Source organism: Acinetobacter sp. TAC-1 (assembly GCF_029025845.1).
GTDB classification, from domain to species: domain Bacteria; phylum Pseudomonadota; class Gammaproteobacteria; order Pseudomonadales; family Moraxellaceae; genus Acinetobacter; species Acinetobacter guillouiae.
The window spans coordinates 912,259-933,788 of record NZ_CP118892.1 but is presented as its reverse complement, the minus strand read 5'-3'; the positions used below and the strand labels follow the sequence as shown (position 1 = coordinate 933,788).

At 38.3% G+C, this 21,530-nt stretch carries 16 protein-coding genes; 5 read left to right on the top strand and 11 right to left on the bottom strand.

Going from position 1 to position 21,530, the window contains the following annotated elements:
* Window positions 1-44: 44 nt before the first annotated feature.
* The 3 genes from PYV58_RS04370 to PYV58_RS04360 form a co-directional block, all read right to left on the bottom strand.
* Complete coding sequence (locus PYV58_RS04370) at window positions 45-1,253, bottom strand: TolC family protein (RefSeq protein ID WP_051671046.1); 1,209 nt, start codon at window positions 1,251-1,253, stop codon at window positions 45-47.
* A gap of 266 nt (window positions 1,254-1,519) precedes the next feature.
* Window positions 1,520-7,243, bottom strand: a complete 5,724-nt coding sequence (locus PYV58_RS04365) for an Ig-like domain-containing protein (protein ID WP_275059712.1) — start codon at window positions 7,241-7,243, stop codon at window positions 1,520-1,522.
* A 74-nt stretch (window positions 7,244-7,317) separates the two neighbouring features.
* Entirely contained in the window at window positions 7,318-8,247 is a 930-nt protein-coding gene (locus tag PYV58_RS04360) for an OmpA family protein (RefSeq protein WP_051671016.1), read from the bottom strand.
* A 370-nt stretch (window positions 8,248-8,617) separates the two neighbouring features.
* On the opposite strand from PYV58_RS04360, the gene dsdC reads away from it, so the two are divergent.
* A complete protein-coding gene (dsdC, locus tag PYV58_RS04355) occupies window positions 8,618-9,541 on the top strand; it encodes a DNA-binding transcriptional regulator DsdC (RefSeq protein WP_034614105.1) in 924 nt (307 codons plus the stop codon).
* A gap of 224 nt (window positions 9,542-9,765) precedes the next feature.
* On the opposite strand, the gene PYV58_RS04350 is transcribed toward dsdC, so the two are convergent.
* Together PYV58_RS04350 and PYV58_RS04345 are read right to left on the bottom strand one after the other, a co-directional pair.
* Window positions 9,766-11,049, bottom strand: coding sequence for an OprD family outer membrane porin (locus tag PYV58_RS04350; protein WP_034614038.1), 1,284 nt, complete (start codon window positions 11,047-11,049; stop codon window positions 9,766-9,768).
* 31 nt (window positions 11,050-11,080) lie between these two features.
* Window positions 11,081-12,427, bottom strand: a complete 1,347-nt coding sequence (locus PYV58_RS04345) for an MFS transporter (RefSeq protein WP_034614040.1) — start codon at window positions 12,425-12,427, stop codon at window positions 11,081-11,083.
* A gap of 634 nt (window positions 12,428-13,061) precedes the next feature.
* Here PYV58_RS04345 and PYV58_RS04340 point away from each other — a divergent pair.
* Both PYV58_RS04340 and PYV58_RS04335 read left to right on the top strand, forming a co-directional pair.
* Window positions 13,062-14,138 (top strand): aromatic ring-hydroxylating dioxygenase subunit alpha, encoded by a 1,077-nt coding sequence (locus tag PYV58_RS04340; protein WP_034614042.1) that lies wholly within the window; start codon window positions 13,062-13,064, stop codon window positions 14,136-14,138.
* Between the two features lie 12 nt (window positions 14,139-14,150).
* Window positions 14,151-15,095 carry a PDR/VanB family oxidoreductase gene (locus PYV58_RS04335; RefSeq protein WP_034614044.1) on the top strand — a complete coding sequence of 315 codons (945 nt, stop codon included), beginning with the start codon at window positions 14,151-14,153 and terminating at the stop codon, window positions 15,093-15,095.
* Between the two features lie 65 nt (window positions 15,096-15,160).
* Here the strand turns inward: PYV58_RS04335 and PYV58_RS04330 are convergent, their stop codons facing one another.
* The 3 genes from PYV58_RS04330 to pobA form a co-directional block, all read right to left on the bottom strand.
* The gene (locus tag PYV58_RS04330; protein ID WP_004717728.1) at window positions 15,161-15,841 is read right to left on the bottom strand and encodes a GntR family transcriptional regulator; all 681 of its coding nucleotides are present in this window, start codon (window positions 15,839-15,841) and stop codon (window positions 15,161-15,163) included.
* Between the two features lie 271 nt (window positions 15,842-16,112).
* A complete protein-coding gene (locus PYV58_RS04325; RefSeq protein WP_004717730.1) occupies window positions 16,113-16,547 on the bottom strand; it encodes a hypothetical protein in 435 nt (144 codons plus the stop codon).
* A 436-nt stretch (window positions 16,548-16,983) separates the two neighbouring features.
* Complete coding sequence (gene pobA / locus PYV58_RS04320) at window positions 16,984-18,216, bottom strand: 4-hydroxybenzoate 3-monooxygenase (RefSeq protein WP_034614046.1); 1,233 nt, start codon at window positions 18,214-18,216, stop codon at window positions 16,984-16,986.
* Between the two features lie 137 nt (window positions 18,217-18,353).
* Here pobA and PYV58_RS04315 point away from each other — a divergent pair, with 137 nt between their 5' ends.
* The gene (locus PYV58_RS04315; RefSeq protein WP_034614048.1) at window positions 18,354-19,163 is read left to right on the top strand and encodes an IclR family transcriptional regulator C-terminal domain-containing protein; all 810 of its coding nucleotides are present in this window, start codon (window positions 18,354-18,356) and stop codon (window positions 19,161-19,163) included.
* A 132-nt stretch (window positions 19,164-19,295) separates the two neighbouring features.
* Here PYV58_RS04315 and PYV58_RS04310 read toward each other — a convergent pair whose 3' ends face one another.
* Complete coding sequence (locus PYV58_RS04310; protein WP_034614049.1) at window positions 19,296-19,604, bottom strand: hypothetical protein; 309 nt, start codon at window positions 19,602-19,604, stop codon at window positions 19,296-19,298.
* Here PYV58_RS04310 and PYV58_RS04305 point away from each other — a divergent pair.
* Window positions 19,603-20,664 carry an alpha/beta hydrolase-fold protein gene (locus PYV58_RS04305; protein ID WP_034614051.1) on the top strand — a complete coding sequence of 354 codons (1,062 nt, stop codon included), beginning with the start codon at window positions 19,603-19,605 and terminating at the stop codon, window positions 20,662-20,664. The genes PYV58_RS04310 and PYV58_RS04305 overlap by 2 nt on opposite strands.
* 173 nt (window positions 20,665-20,837) lie before the next feature.
* On the opposite strand, the gene bamE is transcribed toward PYV58_RS04305, so the two are convergent.
* On the bottom strand, window positions 20,838-21,254 hold the full coding sequence (gene bamE, locus PYV58_RS04300; protein ID WP_004717738.1) for an outer membrane protein assembly factor BamE: 417 nt from the start codon (window positions 21,252-21,254) through the stop codon (window positions 20,838-20,840).
* 101 nt (window positions 21,255-21,355) lie between these two features.
* Window positions 21,356-21,529 carry a YadA-like family protein gene (locus tag PYV58_RS04295; protein ID WP_227504243.1) on the bottom strand — a complete coding sequence of 58 codons (174 nt, stop codon included), beginning with the start codon at window positions 21,527-21,529 and terminating at the stop codon, window positions 21,356-21,358.
* Between the last annotated feature and the right edge of the window lies 1 nt (window position 21,530).

The following is a 21,530-nucleotide window of genomic DNA, read 5'->3' as shown; positions in this document are numbered from 1 at the left end:
TGTTCTACTTAAATAAATACTTTGAAAATAATCGGGAAACCAAGTTAGTTTGTGACACCAGCCCACTGACTGATTTTGGCTTGAGCCAATAAATACTCTAAAGTCGCAGCTCTAAAATCATTACGAGCTTCCACTTCTGTTGCTTCAATATTTGCAAGCTCGTTATAAGCATCGAGTACATCAATTAATGTTCGACGAGAGATTTTGAACTGTTGTTCATAAGCCCAAACGACTTTTTGTTGAACATCAATATATTGATTCACTAATTTAACGCGTTGTTCATTTTGAGACATATCGAACATGGCTGTTCGACTACGCTCAATGGTATCGCGTAAGCTTTGTTGCATACGCGACGCTACAGCGATCTTGGTTTGATTTTTCTGTGAGATCTTATGCTTTGAACCTTGGTTAAAGATGTCCCATGACATTCTTAAATAGATTTCTTTATTATCTGGACTTGCCGTCCCTTCTAAATTAATACTCGGCATTTGAGCCGCTTTAGACACTTTAATATCTTCAAGTGCACTTTCATGTTCTGCTTTTTGTGCTAAATAGCTGGGTATTTGATCAACTTCAGCACGATGGTATTGGGTAATAAAATCTTGAGATGTCATTCCATGAAAAGGATCAACAATCGTATCTGGTGCTAAAAAATCTTGCGTATAGACTTCTAATCGACTCACAGTTAAACCTAAAGTACGTCGTAATTCAGCAATACCTGTTTCTACTTTTAGTCGACGTGCCTGAGCTTGGGCCAACTCACTGAGCCGACCTGAATCATGTTGCACAATAATATTTAAATCATGCAGCATTTTATCGTGACGTTTTAAATTTCGTTCTGCAACAACCAAAGACTCTTTGGTCCTTAATGCGGTTAAATACAATGTACTGATTTTATAACCAAGGTCTTCTCTGGTTTGTTCAGCAGTATATTGATAATAAGCTTCCTTTTTCTTATCTCGATCAACGGCTGCTTCGATCCCACCCCAAGCATAAACATTGACGGTCGCGCGTAGACCAGGAGCAAAATGCGTTTCTCGCGCATTACTTTCATATTTATGTTGTTGACCGAGTACTTGAGTCCCTATAGCACTGACAATCGGATAATGTTCAGCCTTAGTCGTCTGCATCGTACTATGTGCAAAAGACACATTTGCCTGAGCCTCCTGTATCACAGGATCATTGACCAGCGCTTGTTTGAGTATCTCTTTTAACGTCGCTGCATGTACCAATGGACCATGTATTGCCAACATCCCTATAAAACACAGAGATATTGACCGCGTCAGTTTTCTATTCATTTGCATTGATGAGTTCTATCGGCTACCAGAAATACAATCAATGGCTATAAACATAACCATTTGTTTTAACTGTATTTTCAATAAATTTGCATTGAAGTATTATTTAAATGTGGTATAGCACCATCACGTGCATGCCAAACCACACTAAAAAACCCAGATAAATATACAAAAAGCATTCGCTACAGGATGTAGAAAATGCTTTTTGTACGGCTTAATTAGACTTAAATTAAGTTAGGCTGCTCAACACTGAGTTGCTCTAAATGTTGTGAGACATTGATATGGTGTGTATTCACAACTTCGGCTGGATTTGGCGTATTGGCAAAGCCATCTAAAGTATGACCAACTGCATTAAAAACCTCTAAATGATCCAACTGATTACTCATGCTCAGTGCTGTTTTACTAGCACTTGCTTCAGGAATTAATTGAATATCAATGAGCAATTTATCACTAGATTTATCGCCATCTTTATCGACAAGTGTAAATGTAAACTCTTCTTGGGTTTTACCTACAGGACGAGTCGGAGCTGGGTTATAGCTAAAGTCACCAAACTTATCTGCAGACATATTTAATTTAAAGCTACCACCGATCTCTGTTTTCACCATCAGTACACCATTACCAGCATCTTGCCAAATACTCGCATTGCTATTGCTACTGGTGATTTGGTTTGTTGCATAGTCATAAGTATAGTCATACCCATCAATCTGAATGATTAACTGACCAGCACCATCGGCACCGAAAGATGAAACAATATTGCCCACATCATCCGTACGGATAGACCCCTGAGTATCAGTAGCTTCTGGAACCAACTCAGACATAATACCGCCGAGATCAGACATATCTTTCAAAATAATAATGTCACTCGAACCATCTTTGTTGGTGCCTTTTTCGCCATCGAAAGCAATTGGTTTTAAGAAATCTGCACCCTCATCCATTTGAGGACCAATACCAATCGCAATAGATTTTATGTTTTGTTCTTTTAAGAACGCTGTCCACTTATCTTCACCGATATCGATATTTTGATTGCCTGGTTTATAATTTGATGGTGACGTTGGTTGGATACCACGTACTCCATCAGTGCCATTACCAAAGTTTGGAATACCATCACTGACAAAGAGCAAACTATTGTTCACCTTAGCGCCGTCCACACCGACAACTGGACCTGCACCTTGATTATTTAAATAACTATGAATAACTTCTTGTAAAGCCGCATCGTAGTTGGTATCTACACCAATATCTTTTGGTCGAGTGCCAAAATTATATAATCCTTTCACAATTTTCTTGGCGTCGTCTAATGACACCCATGTATCTGTTTGACCAGGTAGCGAAAGATGCTTGGCTAATTTTGAGAAGCCAATGATATTCACTTTCACGTCTCCATTGCCTGGGGCTACACTGTCAAGTTGCTCCTGATACTTATCTAGCATCGTTTCAATCGCTTCGACAGCTGCGTTCATACGCATTTTCTCGCCACCATTTACTGGATCTGGAATACCGCTATCTCTTGCACCCATACTGCTAGAGAGATCCAGACTAATGATCACGTTCGCATAAAAAGTCGTCTCACCATCTGCAACTACAGATATTGGCGCTGCTACTGATTTATCATCTTCCACAGTAATAATGAGGTTAGCATCGCCAATATTGGTATTGATACCAAAATCAAGATCTAAACGTTCACTGTTCTCACCAACATGATCCACTGGTGCTTTAAGACCAATTTCATAAGGAATTGTGGTTTTCCCATTGCTGGTCACTGGTGTACCCAAAGTAATCGACATCACTTCTTGACCGCTTGGTGTGGTTCCAACTAAGCCGCCATTTGCTGTTTGAGTCCAGTTTATTGTCTCACCACCAGAAGTGACATCCACTGTTGGCAATGTCATTAAAATATCGCTAATGTCAGCATTACTAGGGTTATCTAAACTCAATTCACCATTTACAACAGCGGCTGTTGAACCATCTCCTAAATCAGCTTCTTTGAGTATCTCGGTTAAGGTACCTGTAGGGCTTATATCTAAAGTTACGTGAGCTGGATCCGATACATTGCCAGCTTTGTCTTTGACGGTATATTCAAATGCATCTGAACCAACATAACCTTTGTTTGGAGTATAGGTTACTTCACCAGTGATTGGATCAACGCTGACCGTACCATGCTGTGGTTGTTTCGTGATCACCACAGTGCTTGGATCTAAGTCACCATCTTTGTCACTATCATTTGAAGTCACATCAATAATGATTGGGGTGTCTTCTTTAGTTTCAGCATTGTCATCAACTGCAACAGGATTTGCACTCACTTCAACCATTACAGTTGCAGGATCAGACACATTCCCCGCTTTGTCTTTGACTGTATATTCAAATGCATCAGGACCAACATAACCTTTGTTTGGAGTATAGGTTACTCCACCAGTGATTGGATCAACGCTGACCGTACCATGCTGTGGTTGTTTCGTGATCACTACAGTGCTTGGATCTAAATCACCATCTTTGTCGGTATCATTTGCAGTCACATCAATAATGATAGGCGTGTCTTCTTTGGTTTCAGCACTATCATCAACTGCAACTGGATTAGCGGTGATATCGATTACCACAGTCGCAGGATCAGAAACATTCCCCGCTTTATCTTTAACTGTGTATTCAAATGCATCTGGACCAACATAACCCTTGTTTGGGGTATAGGTCACTTCGCCTGTGATTGGATCAACACTAACAGTACCGTTCTGAGGCTGTTTCGTGATCACCACCGTACTTGGATCTAAGTCACCATCTTTATCGGTATCGTTCGAAGTCACATCAATAATGATTGGCGTGTTTTCTTTGGTTTCAGCACTGTCATCAACCGCAACTGGATTAGCACTCACTTCAACCACTACAGTTGCAGGATCAGACACATTGCCCGCTTTATCTTTGACGGTATATTCAAACTGGTCTGGACCAACATAACCCTTGTTTGGCGTATAAGTCACTTCACCTGTGATTGGATCAATACTGACAGTACCATGTTGTGGTTGTTTCGTGATTACCACTGAACTTGGATCTAAGTCACCATCTTTGTCGGTATCATTTGAAGTCACATCAATAATGATTGGGGTGTCTTCTTTAGTTTCAGCACTATCATCAACTGCAACAGGATTGGCACTGACTTCAACCACTACAGTCGCAGGATCAGACACATTCCCAGCTTTATCTTTGACTGTATATTCAAATTCATCTGGACCGACATACCCCTTGTTTGGGGTATAGGTCACTTCGCCTGTGATTGGATCAACGCTGACCGTACCATGCTGTGGTTGTTTCGTGATCACTACAGTGCTTGGATCTAAATCACCATCTTTGTCGGTATCATTTGCAGTCACATCAATAATGATAGGCGTGTCTTCTTTGGTTTCAGCACTATCATCAACTGCAACTGGATTAGCGGTGATATCGATTACCACAGTCGCAGGATCAGAAACATTCCCCGCTTTATCTTTAACTGTGTATTCAAATGCATCTGGACCAACATAACCCTTGTTTGGGGTATAGGTCACTTCGCCTGTGATTGGATCAACACTAACAGTACCGTTCTGAGGCTGTTTCGTGATCACCACCGTACTTGGATCTAAGTCACCATCTTTATCAGTGTCATTTGCAGTCACATCAATAATGATTGGGGTGTCTTCTTTAGTTTCAGCACTGTCATCAACCGCAACTGGATTGGCTGTGATATCAATTACCACCGTCGCAGGATCAGAAACATTGCCAGCTTTGTCTTTGACGGTATATTCAAACTGGTCTGGACCAACATAACCTTTGTTTGGAGTATAGGTTACTTCACCAGTGATTGGATCAACGCTGACAGTACCATGCTGTGGTTGTTTGCTAATCACCACAGTGCTTGGATCTAAGTCACCATCTTTATCAGTATCATTTGCAGTCACATCAATAATGATTGGAGTATCTTCTTTGGTGTTAGCACTATCATCAACTGCAACTGGATTGGCAGTGATATCAATTACCACAGTTGCAGGATCAGACACATTCCCAGCCTTATCTTTGACTGTGTATTCAAATGCATCAGGACCGACATAACCCTTGTTTGGGGTATAAGTTACTTCACCAGTGATTGGATCAACGCTGACCGTACCATGCTGTGGTTGTTTCGTGATTACCACTGAACTTGGATCTAAGTCACCATCTTTGTCACTATCATTTGAAGTGACATCAATAATGATTGGGGTATCTTCTTTGGTGTTAGCACTGTCATCAACTGCAACAGGATTTGCACTGACTTCAACCACTACAGTTGCAGGATCGGAAACATTGCCAGCTTTATCTTTCACTGTGTATTCAAATGCATCTGGACCAACATAGCCCTTGTTTGGGGTATAAGTCACTTCACCAGTGATTGGATCAACGTTGACCGTACCGTTCTGAGGCTGTTTTGTGATCACTACAGTGCTTGGATCTAAATCACCATCTTTGTCGGAATCATTTGCAGTCACATCAATAATGATTGGGGTATCTTCTTTGGTGCTAGCACTGTCATCAACCGCAACTGGATTTGCACTGACTTCAACCACTACAGTTGCAGGATCAGAGACATTCCCCGCTTTATCTTTGACTGTATATTCAAATGCATCTGGACCGACATAACCCTTGTTTGGGATATAAGTTACTTCACCAGTGATTGGATCAACGCTGACCGTACCATGCTGTGGTTGTTTGCTGATCACCACCGTACTTGGATCTAAGTCACCATCTTTGTCGGTATCATTTGCAGTCACATCAATAATGATCGGGGTGTCTTCTTTGGTGTTAGCACTATCATCAACTGCAACAGGATTGGCGGTGATATCAATTACCACAGTTGCAGGATCAGAGACATTGCCAGCCTTGTCTTTGACGGTATATTCAAATGCATCTGGACCGACATAGCCCTTGTTTGGGGTATAAGTCACTTCACCAGTGATTGGATCAACGCTGACCGTACCGTTCTGAGGCTGTTTTGTGATCACCACAGTGCTTGGATCTAAATCACCATCTTTGTCAGTGTCATTTGAAGTCACATCAATAATGATCGGGGTGTCTTCTTTGGTGTTAGCACTATCATCAACTGCAACAGGATTGGCGGTGATATCAATTACCACAGTTGCAGGATCAGAGACATTGCCCGCTTTATCTTTGACTGTATATTCAAACTGGTCTGGACCGACATAACCCTTGTTTGGGGTATAGGTCACTTCACCTGTGATTGGATCAACGTTGACCGTACCGTTCTGAGGCTGTTTCGTGATCACCACAGTGCTTGGATCTAAGTCACCATCTTTGTCACTATCATTTGCAGTCACATCAATAATTACGGGTGTATTTTCTTTAGTTTCAGCACTGTCTTTTTCTGCGATAGGAACATGCTGAGGATGTTCAATTACAGGAGATTTTTTATTGTTATCATGACCTTGACCAATAGCCACTGCCGCTATCGGAACCAAAGCCAATAACCATAATGGATTAAAGGCCCAAAATGCTGCAACTTCTTCACCACCTAAAGCCTGACCAGCTTCAACTTGATCCGCAAGCAAACTTACTGCATCACTTTTTTCTGCACTTTCTGGGACATAAGGGTAATATTTACCATTTTCATGCTGACCGATCAGTAAGTTAGACTCCCCTTCTGAATAGCCCAACTCACCATTTGCAGCATAATAGTTTTCAATAATCAGATCTGGCTGATCAACATCCCCACCTTCGAAACTAATCCACAAATCCTTATCATGGCGTTTAGTCGCAATATTTTCTGGCCCAAATGAAGTCTCTTTATCGGTAAACTCATAATGAACATTTGCTTTTGCAGCAATTTTTAATGGTTTCCCTTGAGAACCACGACCAAACTCACCCCCTTCAATATTCAAGGTATCGAGTGTTGATTTTTTAGCATTAATTTTGAGAACAATATTCTTTACAGTCACGTTTATTTCCTTAATTTCAATAATTAAGCATTAATTAATAGAATCAAAATACTAAGTTTTGAAATGAAGCGTAATTACGGCTGAGTACCATAAAGAAGGATCTCAACTCGACGATTGGGCTGATTACATGCCAAACGCGCAGTACGATTTTGAGTGTGTTTTTCAGAACAATCTGTGATCAATAAATTTGTTTTACCACGGCCTTCGGCAGCAATTAAATCAGCAGATAAACCATAATTTACCATCATATTTTTTACACTTTGCGCACGATGTGCTGACAACACTTGGTTATAACTTTCCGTACCGTCTGGATCTGTATAACCAATAACATCTATATGGCTAATCTCGGCTGTTTCATTACGAATGGTATCTGCAACATCCTTAATTTCTTGTTTACCCTGAGTTAACATATTTGCTTCATCTGATTTATCAAACTGAAACAAAGCGCCAGCTTGTAATGTAAATTTCTTCAACATTTTAACAGTAGGCTTACACTTTAAATCGCGATCAACACGTGGCAAGGTATGGACTTGTTCTTTTAAATGCTGCTGAGCTTTTTTTATTTCATCCTCATTCATTGCTAAGAAATAAGTCTGCCCATTCTGATCCAGACTCACACGTAAGTAGGTGGTTTTTTCGAGAGGTAAATTATAGTATTGCCCGCCTTTTTCTTTGGTTGCATAGCGATCTTTGACATCCGTTTCAATTGCAACCAACTTTTGGTTATCAGGACAAACTTCAAGCTCTTTATAAGCATTGGGTAACAATGAAGCCAAATATTCTCCACCTACAAAAATATTTACCGCTTTTCCCTCAATTTTCTCATCACGAACAAAAACAACATTTGCTTTATTTTTATTTACTTTTTCATTAATTTTTTGATTTTCAAAGTTATGCCACTTTTCAACAGCCGTACCATTACTACCACCTTTCACAGCACATCCAGACAAGATTGAGCTGAGGAGTAGTGTTGTGACCAACAAGCCTTTATTTGTGACCATCATTAAAATTTGTTCCTTACAGAATTTAAAAGTAAAAAACCTCTACAACAAAACGTTTAAGCTTCGTAGAGGTTGCACATAAAAACCTTTTAGACAGCGAGACCAATACTTTAAATTTCAGTAAGGCTACCTAAAAACACGTTTTTTCGTGACATATTTCACGGTTTAATATTTAAGGTACGCAAAAATAATGAATTAAGATTCATACGTCAAATGATAAAAATTTGCCTTTAGGTTAAAATAATTCACCTGAAAAAACATAAGGTTAAATATTGATCTTTAAATATATTTTGATTTAGAAAGCAGTATCTATTTTAAAATTTTTATTTAATATTTCACATGAATTATAAAATATATGACAGCGAGCAATAAAGTGATGAACTTAGATAAGTCATTAACAGGTTTTCAATTATCTAAACTTCATACATTTGAAGTAGCTGCAAGGCATGAGTCTTTTTCATTAGCGGCAAAAGAGTTATGTTTAACGCCAAGTGCTGTTAGCCACCAAATCAATTTATTAGAGAAAGAACTCAATATAAAACTATTTTTACGCTTACACCGTAAAGTTGAACTCACGGCTGAAGGCAAGCACATTTTTTGGGCATTGCAGTCTTCTTTAGGTCATCTCAATACTGAAATTAAGGCCATCCAAAATCAAACTTTATCTGGACCACTCACGATTTATGCTAGGCCATCGATTACACAAAATTGGTTGGTTCCCAAACTGTCTGACTTTATACAGCGCTATCCTTTTATTGAATTATCCATTTTGACTGGCAATGAAAATGTTAATTTGCAACGAGAAGGGATAGATTTAGCACTTTATTTTGATAACCAACCCTGCCCGCAATTGAATTATCAATACTTAATGGATGAACATATTTTACCTGTATGTAGTCCTGAGTATGCTGAAAAATTCAACCTTGTAGACAATTGGCAGAATTTAAACCAGTGTACTTTACTTCATGACAGCCATGCATGGTGCAATAAGACTGGAACGGGGGAATGGGACAGTTGGGCCGCACATTTTAATATCAATATTGATACCCCTTCAGCGCTTTACTTCAACCGATCAGATCTCGCTTCAATTGCTGCCAAAAATAACCTTGGAGTGACAATGGGGAGAAAACGATTGGTTGAAAAAGCCATTAAAAATGGCGAACTAATCGCACCATTCCCCGATCAGTTTTTACTCTGTGAGCAACATTACTATATCACTTCACTGAAAGATCGCCACTGGCCAAAAATTGAGGCCTTTAGTCTATGGCTCAAAAATCAAACCATGAGTCAGAACTAAATGACTTGTTAACAAACCATAATCAAATCAATACTGTACTCATTTATAAATCGATTACCTTCTGCTTTTAAATGGGTTTATATTCACATACTTAAAAATCGTCAGAAAGATATCCTTGATCCACTCTGACGAAACATAGATTTTTTATAAAAATTCTCTTCACCATTAGACTGATTTAAAAAACGGTTCTTTAAATCAAAGAACCGTTTCGTAATACAGAACCCTTAGAACTTAAAGCTATAATCTATATTTAAACGAGTTTCATTGGCTGAGTGAAAGACCATATTGGTTGGCATATCATTTCGGTAATGAGAAAAACGTGCTCGCATGCCTAAGCCTTTTAACTTCCCTTCTGGGATTTTATAAGCTAAATCCAGCTCCATCGATTCTTCTTTAAAACGTTTATCGCCATAACTAAGTAAATCAATATCTTGTCCTTTGGCATAGCGGGTCATAAAACGCAGCCCATTGAGAGAAATATCAGCTAATTTTACATTTTTAAAATCATATTCATAACGCAGTGAATAGACTTTCTCGTCTTTATTGGAATAATCCGAGCTCATAAAATCAAGCACCACTGGACTTTCTGTTCCCGATAAAAATGGTAAGCCTGTCGAACCAAAGGCCTGCATATAACCCAAAGACAGGGTATGGTTTTGATAATTTAAACCAAATAATCCACTTAAATGCTGATTATCTACATGACCGATTTTTTGTCTACCTGCCTCCTGACTATTGAAAAATCGCACATCGCTTAAAAAAGTTAACTGTTCATTTAAAGGCTGTTTACCATTGAAACCTAAAAATTGCTGTTGGTAGATATCATGCAGTTCAGCCTGATAAGCACGGATTCGATACGCATCATTGAGTTGATAAGCGCCACCAAAACTATAGAAGTAATCTGTTGTTGCTGATTGATCAAAACGGCGATTGATATTGTCTGTACCGACATCACTATAATGAATCGAATCACGCTGTCGCACTTGGTCTACATAAAAACCTTCCAATTGTAACTTTGGAATTTCATTGGAAACAAACCGAGCACCTCGATAAGTTTGAGGGAACAAACGTGCAGGTGAAGAAAAAATCGTGGGCAATCGTGGAACCAAATCTCCCACAAAAAGCTCATTTTTCTTAAATTTTGCTTTGGCAGTCAGCCCTATTTTCCCATAATAATCATCTCGTGAATTATCTGCATTTACAGGTAATAAGTTACTCCGTGCATAGTCATCGGCTCGATCTCCAATTAAGTTAAATCCAGCCATTGCCAATACATCAACACCAAAACCAACTGTTCCATCGGTATAGCCCGATTGACCATTAAAGATGATACCTTGTGCCCAATCGCGCGCTGCAGTATAAGGATATGGATCTTGTTTATAGTCTCGGTCAAAGTAAAAATTTCTAAGCGTTAGCTCTGCACTACTGTCTGTTACTAAATTGGCATGCGCCAGAGTACTGAATAATGGGCAAAAGTATACCCACACCCACAAGGATGTTTTTTTCATTTTTTATCTCAACTATTTAATTTTTAGAGGATTAAGTTGTTGTTTTAAGCGTATAGGCTGCTTCATTTTTATGTCGATAAAATGCATTACCCAACATTAAAATAAGCACAATTGCCAAAATAAATACCACCCCGTAATATGCATAAAGTGTGGCTGGCGCTAAACCTTTATCTAAAAAAACGCCTGCAATTGTTGGCGATAAAATGGCACCAATACGTCCAAAACCAATGGCATAGCCTACGCCACGACTACGAATATCGGCATCATAAATTGTAGGTGAAATAGAATATAAACCAGCAATACAGCCATTAATCAGCGTTCCAAGTAATAGGCCAACAATCAATGCCACGCTCACTTGGGCCGAGACAGCTACGAATAAAAACACACATGCGGCAGTTAGTCCTAGAAATAGACTTAAGGCATAGAAGATTTTGATACGGGATGCCAGCAAACCAATAATTGCTGCACCAAAGATCCCACCAATACTAATTAAAATACCTGTGGTTACCCCTTGTTCAGCCGACATTCCCATTGAAATTAAAATTTTCGGTGTCCAACTCATTACAAAATAGAAGCCAAACATTACGAGAAAGAAAGCACCCCATAGACACAATGTTTGAAAGCCCTGTTGCCCACCAAATAATTTGGCAAAATCTCCGCCACCCTTTGCATCACTTTTTGCATAATCAGGTAAGGCATCTAGATGATTTAAGCCCATACGCTGTAATACTGAGTTCATTCGCGCTAGCGCTTGTTGCGGTCTTTTTGCCAACAAATAATCTAAGGACTCAGGCAATAACCATATACTCACCAACAGCATTGCAATAGTTGTGATCCCACCTGCAAGAAAAATCGAGCGCCAGCCTAAATGTTCAATCAGTGTCAGTGACAATATCCCACCAAGTGTGGCACCAATCCCATATCCTGTAGACATTAAACTGACCGCAAAACTTCTCCAGCGCGTATTGGCATATTCACTGGCCAAAACATTGCTACTGGCAAGAATACCGCCAACCCCAATCCCTGTGACAAAACGAAGCATGGCCAACATGCTATGGCTATTGACAAAAGCACATGCCAGCATGCTGATTCCAGCAATCACCAAACAAATTAAGATCAGTAAACGGCGACCAATTTTATCGGCAAGTGGTGCCAGAAAAATCGAACCAGCAGCCATACCAAATAGACCAGCACTTAATAACAAACCGATTTGAGCACCAGAAAGCGACCAATCCGCTGAAACTGAAGGTGCAGTAAATGCCATGACCATGACATCAAAACCATCAATAATATTAAGAAAAACACAAATCAAAATCACAAACCATTGATAGCGGCTCATCTTATTTTGACTTATCTCACCAAGCACATCTCTTTCCATTTGTGTATCTCCCAATCTGGATCAGATACGCACACGACATTACTGAGCTGCGTCGTTGGGTGGTTATGCATATCCGTATCCATAATTACCTAGAGGAATAATTTAATTTTTTAAAACTCGTTTTTGAACAAGAATATTTTTTTGGAGCGTCCTGCTCTATTTCATCTTGATTAATTGGATCCAAAAAATCAATAGTATTATTAAAAAATATTTACAAAATAAAAATTAAACGTAAAATATAATTGATTTATATAAATATTTTAACAAAAAACAATAAAGAACAAATGTATAAATTTAAAAATTACATGAAAATGGATCCATTAAATTCAATTAGCTTCTACTAAGTAAGTGACCTTATTGAGACATTAAAAAGCCCCCTTATTCTTAAATATTTTAGTTTTCGCAATGCGAGAGGTATTCAACAAAAAAAACACCAATTGGATCCAAAAATAAATAAAAGTACAATCAACCACATAAATATCGCAGAGATATTTTTTTAAATAAAAACAGCAAAATATTGATAAAAACAAAATAACAAAGCCTAAATAAAAGGATTTAATGATCATTTTATGGATTGACTGTTTATTTGTGTTGATATAAATTGGATCCAATAAGTGATAAGGAGTCATCACAAATGTTTATAAAAAATGCATGGTATGTTGCTTGCTATCCTGAAGATATCCAAAACAAGCCGCTTGGTCGCACCATCTGTGGTGAAAAAATTGTTTTCTATCGCGGCAAAGAAAATCAAGTTGCTGCTGTTGAAGATTTTTGTCCACATCGTGGCGCCCCATTATCATTAGGCTATGTTGAAGATGGCAATTTAGTTTGTGGTTATCATGGTTTAGTCATAGGATGCGAAGGAAAAACCATTTCTATGCCAGCTCAACGTGTAAACGGTTTCCCCTGTAATAAAGCCTATGCAGCCATAGAAAAGTTTGGTTTTATTTGGGTTTGGCCTGGTGATCAAGCTTTGGCTGATGAGTCCAAACTCCCAACACTAGAATGGGCAGATCATCCTGAGTGGAGCTATGGCGGTGGTTTATTCCATATTGATTGTGATTATCGTTTGATGGTCGACAACCTTATGGATTTGACCCATGAAACCTATGTTCATTCGAACAGTATTGGGCAAAAAGAAATTGATGAAGCACTTCCTGTCACCAAGGTCGATGGTGATCATGTCATTACTGAACGTTATATGGAAAATGTCATCGCTCCTCCATTTTGGCAAATGGCACTTCGTTGTAATAACTTAGCAGATGATGTTGCTGTAGATCGTTGGCAACGCTGTCACTTCGTTGCTCCAAGTAATGTACATATTGAAGTGGGTGTCGCTCATGCTGGTCATGGCGGATATCATGCCCCTAAAGATAAAAAAGTGTCATCGATCGTGGTTGATTTTATTAGCCCTGAAACAGAAACCTCGCATTGGTATTTTTGGGGAATGGCACGTAATTTCCAACAAGATAACCCGACCCTCACCGATCTCATTCGCGAAGGTCAAGGCAAAATCTTTACCGAAGATTTAGAAATGCTGGAACAACAGCAACAAAATATTTTACGAAATCCCCATCGCCAGTTACTGATGCTGAATATCGATGCTGGTGGCGTACAGTCACGTAAAGTGATTGACCGATTACTGGCACAAGAAAGCACGCTCACGCCTGAAACAACAAAACATAAGTTTCCAAATATTCGGGTGATTTAAAGGAGAATACACATGGACGTTATTATTGGTAAAATTCACCAGCTTACTCCATCAATTCGAGCCTTTGAATTGATTTCAAGCAATGGTTCTGCCCTTCCAAGCTTTGAGGCAGGCGCGCATATTGATGTACATCTCAAAAATGGCTTAACACGCCAATACTCACTTTCAAACTGTTGTAGTGAAAAACATCGTTATGTGATTGGTGTTTTGCATGATGAGCATTCCAGAGGGGGTTCTCGTTGCATGCATACCGAGTACCGTGAAGGTGATCAATTACGTATTGGCGCACCACGTAACTTATTTGAAATTCATCCTCATACCCAAAAGGCAATCTTATTTGCAGGCGGTATCGGCATTACCCCGATTCTTTCAATGGCATATCGACTTAAAGCTCAGCGGATCCCATTTGAGCTGCATTATTTTGTACGTAGTCATGAAATGATTGCTTTCTATGGAAATTTAACCGAACACTTTGCAGGTCAGATTCATTTTCATATTCAAGATCAACCAGAAACTCAATGTGATATGTCGTCCGTCTTGGAGCAGAACGCATCCGATAGACATTTATATGTTTGTGGGCCAGCAGGTTTTATGGCATTTGTGATGGAGTCAGCTCAACATATGGGCTGGCAAGCAGAGCTGCTACATCAAGAACACTTTGTCGCACAAAAGTCAGAGGTATCTAACAATGCTGCTTTTACCATCGAAATCAAAGGCAGTGACCGTCGAATCGAAGTACAGCCTCATCAAACAGCAACCCAAGCCTTAATTGAGAACGGTTTTGATGTCCCTGTTTCTTGTGAACAAGGTATTTGCGGAACCTGTATCACGCGTGTGCTTGCAGGAATTCCAGATCACCGTGATGTATTTATGACTGACGAAGAACATGCATTAAATAACCAGTTTACCCCCTGCTGTTCCCGCGCAAAATCTACAAATTTGCTGATTGAATTCTAATGAAAAACAGCCCTTTGATTCGATTAAAAGAGCTGCTTAGGGTCTGTTGATATTTCTTTTCGGTTTTATTGAGACAACACGTTTCTTAAGGTCTCGCCCAAAACCACAACACTACTATGTTCCCGCATCAATGTTTCAGCACGCCCAGCTTGTCTATGCATTAAAGCATCGTAAATTGAACAGTGTTGTAGATGGGCATAATGTAAGCGACGATATTCTGAAAGTGCTTGAGTTTGGTCATAGGTAATGGCTTGGGCCGAGGCCATGGGCAATTGATTGTTTTTGGCTAAGGCTTGGATCAATGCAACATTTTGCGCGCCTTGAATAATGGTATCGTGAAAAATCACATTAAAGTGATGGTAACGTTCCAGCTCATGATCACCAAACTCAGTTTTTCCATCAAAAAGTTTTTCAGTTTCGACAATGCAATTTTGTAGTGTTTTTTTCTGTTCTTCCGTCAAACCTTGTTCTGCAATGGTTTTAGCAGCCAGTCCTTCAAGGATGCCACGCACTTCAAGTGCATCATTGATCAGTTTTTCTGAAATTTCTCGAACCGTATAACCTCGAGTCGGATTTTTAATCAGCAAGCCTTCTTGCTCAAGCAAACGAAATGCCATACGCACAGGCTGTCTGGACACCCCAAGCAACTCAGCCGTTGGGATCTCTGCCACTCTGGCACCGCCCTCTAGCTCCCCAGCAATAATCATTTTTCTAAGTTTAATTAAAACTTGTTGACCTGAAGACATTCACTGTCACACGCTATCAAAAATACCCTTTGATGCTAACAAGTTCATCTATAAAATGAAAACAAATTTTCGATTTGAATCTATTTGGTTTGAAGCTAATGTTTTGGTTTAAGAAGTTACATTACAGACATAAAACCTACTTAATATTAAATTCAACCTTAACTATAACTATTGATACCCTCTCAATTGATGTAGTTCTTTGATAAAAAAGCAACGCGTGTGCTTTTTTATCAAATCTTTAATATATCAATTACATAGAATAACAATTCTATTAGTCAACAGCGATGATTGTAGGCTCGCTAGAATTATAATCAATATAGTGCCATCCATTTAAAACGGTTGAACAACTATAGTCATCACCACTTAAATCATAAAATGTAAATCCCCAACCTTTTGTATTACGAAATTGTATGCGGCATTGATATATCTTACTGATACCGCCTATTACATTCCCTTCAGCAATACCTAATGCTTTTGCGCAATCAGATGTATAACCTGGTTTTACATTGACTTCCCATTTCAACTCACAACGGCTTCCTTCAACTTTATCAATTTGCTTTTTATTCAACGTATCTGTCACTAGTTCTAAGCTATATCCTGCAGATTTTGGATAGCCAACCTCATAGTTTTTACCCTCATTATTTTTAAGGGAAACCACAATGTACTCTTCATTTTGATCAATACTTAAAATATTTAAATTAGTCATTTTAATTACTCTTTGAGTTATGGAGTAAATAAATTATTATTTTCCAATTGGTAAAAAAATACCCAATTCTTGGTATTTTCTCATTCTTAAGTATTTATTTTTATAAAATAATTTGTAACATCCAGAACCTTTTGTTTTTTAAGTATCAAAAATTCCAGTATTTTTTTCACATTATTTATGAATAATCACACTACTTTTTTCTAATCTTAGTATCCTTTTCTTAACTATATCTTTTCATTGTTTATCAAAAAATTACTTAAAATACGTTTAAAAAAAACTTTAAATAAAGCCATATCATTTTAAATTCAGCTTAATTATAAACATGAAGATCAAGCTTTTTATTTTTCGTTTAATTTGGTTAGCAACAAAAAGCCACCTATATTTAATTAAGATTTAAAACCTTGCTCAAAATAGGTAACTTTCTATTTTTTTAAAATTAATAACTAAGCAAGTCAGAACGACTATCCTGCATCTCATTAAATGTTTTAATTTCATAAGGTAAACCCACATAGTTTTCAGCCAATGTGGTTAAACCCGCATGTGAATCTAAAATATAACTCAATTCAGCCTGCTTAATTTTATGATCAAACTCACTTTCCGTTTCAAAACGATGTAGTAAATGCGTCATCCACCATGAAAAACGTTCTGCTTTCCACACACGTTTTAAGCATTTTTCAGAATATTCCTCGATGCCTTGTTCTGAACCATTGAGATAAAATTCAATTAAGGCATTTGATAAATAAGCGATATCAGATGCAGCTAAATTTAAACCTTTTGCTCCAGTCGGTGGAACGATATGTGCCGCATCTCCTGCTAAAAATAGTTTTCCAAATCGCATTGGTTCAGTCACAAAACTGCGTAAAGGTGCAATACTTTTTTCAATTGAAGTACCTGTAACCAAATTCTTACGACTTTCGTCATCAAGGCGATTTTTTAACTCATCCCAAAATCGTTGGTCTGACCACTCATCAACATGATCCGTCACAGGAACTTGTAAATAATATCGGCTACGGGTTTTTGAACGCATACTACATAAAGCAAAGCCACGTTCTGACTGCACATAGATCAATTCATCTGAAACAGGTGGAACATCTGCAAGCACACCTAACCAACCGAATGGATAAATCTTTTCAAAAGTTTTGATTTTATCTTGTGGCACGCTTGCACGGCAGACCCCATGATAACCATCACAGCCTGCAATAAAATCACATCTTAGCTGGTACGATTGACCATTTTGCTGAAAGCTAACATACGGGTTTTGCTCAAAATCATGAATTTGTACATTCTCAGCTTCGTAGTAAGTGCACAAACCTGCCGCTTCACGTGCATGCATTAAATCTTTTGTGACTTCCGTTTGTCCGTAAACCGTAACTTGCTTACCCTGAGTTAACTCAGATAAATCCACACGATGCTTTAAGCCATTGGTTAAAATTTCAATACCATCATGCGCTAAGCCAAACTTGTTTAGATTTTCATCCACACCCGCTTGCTTCAATAAATCAACCGATACTTGTTCAAGTATCCCAGCTCGAATACGTGCAGCTACATATTCAGCACTGCGTTGCTCAATGATCACGTGGGAGATACCTGCTTTAAACAACAATTGTCCAAGCAATAGCCCTGCTGGGCCTGAACCAATAATCGCCACTTGTGTGGTTAAATTTTCCATAACATTTTCTCCATATCCTGACCATTAAATTAATTTTTTTGATCTCTTTTTGATATGGTGAAAACTGGATAATCGCCGTATAGTGGCAACAATGACCGTATATCGGCCATAAAATTATAATCGGGAATGGATGAACGATGAGATACGATTTAATTGAGAACGAAGTTTCAGGTGAAACCATTAAGCAAGATGATTACATTGCTGGACTCGCCAAAGGACTAAGCTTGCTTGAAGCCTTTGGGGTTGATCGTCAAAAACTCAATTCGACTCAAATTGCAGAGCGCACAGGATTGAGTCGTACAGCGGCACGAAGATATTTACGAACTTTAAAATATTTAGGTTATTTAGAAACTGATGATCACTACTTTTGGTTAACTCACAAAGTATTACGCTTATCGAGCTCCTATTTAAGCTCTGCACATCTGCCTAAAGTTGTGCAACCTATTCTCAACCTGTTAAGCGCACAAACCAGTCTGACTTTTTCGCTGGTGGTTTTAGATGAACATGAAGTTGTTCCGATTGCGCGAAGCTACCTACCTCAACATGATAATTTACGCCTCAGCCCGTATGGGATGCATTTGGGCAATCGTTTGCCTGCACATGCAACCTCAACAGGCAAAGTTTTATTGGCAGCATTAAATTTAGAAGAACAAAAACACTGGGTAAATAAATATAGTTTGAAACGCCTCACCGCTTATACCATTCAAGATGAAGTCCAGTTTTATCAAGTATTGGCAGAAATTCAAAAACAAGATTATTGCCTATCAAAAGAACAACATGAATTAGGGGTTATTGCGATTGCAGTTCCAGTATTAAATGCACAAGGCAAAGCCATCGCTGCGTTAAATTGTATTGCACAAACACATCGTGTCACTGAAGAACAGCTGATTCAGCAAGTTTTGCCTTTACTGAGAAATACAGCCTATGAGTTAAGGAGTATGGTTTAAAAATACCTTGAAGAAATTTTAATGGGAACCATAGTGCTTAAAGGCTAATTTTTTTAAACGCATAATTTTTAACTTGTTCATAACAGCGCAAAACAATATAAATTTATAAAACATAAAGATCCATATTGATTTTTACCACCGGCTTAAAAGATAATAATTATTATTCGCATATTTATAAAAATCAATTTTATGATCCAATCTATTCTTATTCAGCCAATAGCAAATCGTATACTCAGCTCTATGACTTTGGTCAGTTATAAAAATACAAACAGATGCTGCAAAACCCCTATTTCTGCTAAAAGCACTAACAGCCAGCAACAAAACCTGAACTGAATTTAATCTTTTTTTTATTTGTAAATCATCACTACCCATACTTGAGCAATCAATAAGTTTCTCAATATGCGTAATCACATCACTGTTATCGAATAGGTCATTTTTCATGTTGAAGAAAACTTCTCTCTACTTGGCGCTAGGCGTGTTGATCATGCAAATCTCAATACCTAGTTTTGCGGATAACAGCATCAAAATTGGAGAAACACACAACTTCGTGTCTTCAGTTTTAAATGAAAAAAGACCAATCCAGATCTATCTCCCTGCAACATATGGCAAATATCCCAAGCAAAAATATCCTGTGATTTATCTATTAGATAGCGAAACTAACTTCCATTATTTGACAGGAATTGTGGAAAAATTATCGAAGTCACCTTACCCTTCGATTCCTGAAATGGTCGTTGTTGGGATCGTCAATACAGATCGTGCTCGAGACTTAACCCCAACCAAGCAAAAGCCTGAAATTAATGAAGGACGTGTAATTGAAGGTGAAACTGGCGGAAATGTCGCATTTTTTAAATTTTTAGAATCTGAGCTCATGCCTGATATTGAGAAAAAATATCGTACGAATGGGTTAAATATATTGATTGGTCATTCTTTCGGAGGTATTACCGCACTCAATCATATGCTCAATGGTCAACAAAATATCCAAGCCTATATTGTCCATGACCCTAGTATTTGGTGGGATGATGAGATCATGCTGAAACGTTTTAAGGAAGCGAACAATCAAGATTTTCAGCATAAAACTTTATTTTTAACCCAAGTTGGTGCCAGTGAAAATACAGACAGTTTAGACAACCATTACAAGGGTATCAAAAAGTTCAATCAATATTTAAGTCAACAGCCTTTTACTCAACTGAACTATAAATATGTCCAGTATGAGGGTGAAGATCACGGTACTGTGCCAATGAAAGGTAATCTTGATGGTTTGCGTTATATTTTTGAAGGTATGCGAGTCAATATTAAAGCGATCCCAGAAAACCCCAATCTTATAAAACAACATTATGCTCAATTAAGTCAAAATTTAGGCTTTGAGATACAACCCAGTGAGGCTTACTTAGATCGTGTTTTAGACTATTTAAAGCGTTCAAACAATCCAAAAGTGATACAACAATTTCAGGACTATATCCTTTCGATCTATCCTCAATGGCGTGTTAAAACATCATCATAAAAACGTATATGATTTAAATGTGCCACAACGATATGACCGCTTATTTAAAGTGTTCACATCGATGCGGGTTTTCTCTTTACACACTGTAGTTTGGGTATGAATTTCATACACGCAAAAAATTAAATGCTTAAAGTATACAATTTTAAAGCCTTCAATCATCTAATCACTGATTGTTACTTTAATTCAAGAGAGGGAGGACAGAGGCCATCTTTAGGCTGTATTGGATTCCAGTAAAAGCTTCTTGCGATCTTTTCTTGGTCAAATAAAATTTTAAACTGACAGGTTGTAATAGTGTCATTGGTACGGTCTGCAGTCGTGAAATGGAACAAATAATTCCATTCTCTAGCTCTCCAGCCATCCTCATATTGAGGTCGACCAATCAGCGCGTAAAGTTGATCTTTGGTCATTCCTGCTCTGACTTGATTCAAGTTCTGTACATTTGGGAATGTTCCCGCTTTTTTATTTAAAATGACATCATCCACCTTGTGCCATTTCGCTTGCTCGGTTTTACCCTCTTTAGAAATAATGGTTCCTGTGGCACAAGCACTCAATGTTACGGCAATTAAACTCAATATTAATAAATTTTTCATATGTCGACTCTCGCATAAATTCTTGTTCTCGTTAATTTGAATCCAAAAAATGGTAAGCTAAGACACTGTTTACATGGCTAAAATGCCTTAGCTTCCCTAAACTACCATTGGATCCCAGTACCTACAGTTCCCCCAAAATCACCACGCGAGTTACCACTTCCACTCACCTTAAACACCCATCGACCATTATCTGAAATTGATGACATCCCGATCGCATACCCACTTTCGCCACGGTAAGTCCCCCCACTGATTGCCATCATACTTTTGCCTGGAATA

What these genes read in the sequence shown, in the direction of transcription:
- PYV58_RS04370 (WP_051671046.1), bottom strand. Translation starts at nt 1,253, where the DNA reads ATGTTGGCAATACATGGTCCATTGGTACATGCAGCGACGTTAAAAGAG.
- PYV58_RS04360 (WP_051671016.1), bottom strand. Translation starts at nt 8,247, where the DNA reads ATGATGGTCACAAATAAAGGCTTGTTGGTCACAACACTACTCCTCAGC.
- PYV58_RS04350 (WP_034614038.1), bottom strand. Translation starts at nt 11,049, where the DNA reads ATGAAAAAAACATCCTTGTGGGTGTGGGTATACTTTTGCCCATTATTC.
- PYV58_RS04345 (WP_034614040.1), bottom strand. Translation starts at nt 12,427, where the DNA reads ATGGAAAGAGATGTGCTTGGTGAGATAAGTCAAAATAAGATGAGCCGC.
- PYV58_RS04340 (WP_034614042.1), top strand. Translation starts at nt 13,062, where the DNA reads ATGTTTATAAAAAATGCATGGTATGTTGCTTGCTATCCTGAAGATATC.
- PYV58_RS04335 (WP_034614044.1), top strand. Translation starts at nt 14,151, where the DNA reads ATGGACGTTATTATTGGTAAAATTCACCAGCTTACTCCATCAATTCGA.
- PYV58_RS04330 (WP_004717728.1), bottom strand. Translation starts at nt 15,841, where the DNA reads ATGTCTTCAGGTCAACAAGTTTTAATTAAACTTAGAAAAATGATTATT.
- PYV58_RS04325 (WP_004717730.1), bottom strand. Translation starts at nt 16,547, where the DNA reads ATGACTAATTTAAATATTTTAAGTATTGATCAAAATGAAGAGTACATT.
- pobA (WP_034614046.1), bottom strand. Translation starts at nt 18,216, where the DNA reads ATGGAAAATTTAACCACACAAGTGGCGATTATTGGTTCAGGCCCAGCA.
- PYV58_RS04315 (WP_034614048.1), top strand. Translation starts at nt 18,354, where the DNA reads ATGAGATACGATTTAATTGAGAACGAAGTTTCAGGTGAAACCATTAAG.
- PYV58_RS04305 (WP_034614051.1), top strand. Translation starts at nt 19,603, where the DNA reads ATGTTGAAGAAAACTTCTCTCTACTTGGCGCTAGGCGTGTTGATCATG.
- PYV58_RS04310 (WP_034614049.1), bottom strand. Translation starts at nt 19,604, where the DNA reads ATGAAAAATGACCTATTCGATAACAGTGATGTGATTACGCATATTGAG.
- bamE (WP_004717738.1), bottom strand. Translation starts at nt 21,254, where the DNA reads ATGAAAAATTTATTAATATTGAGTTTAATTGCCGTAACATTGAGTGCT.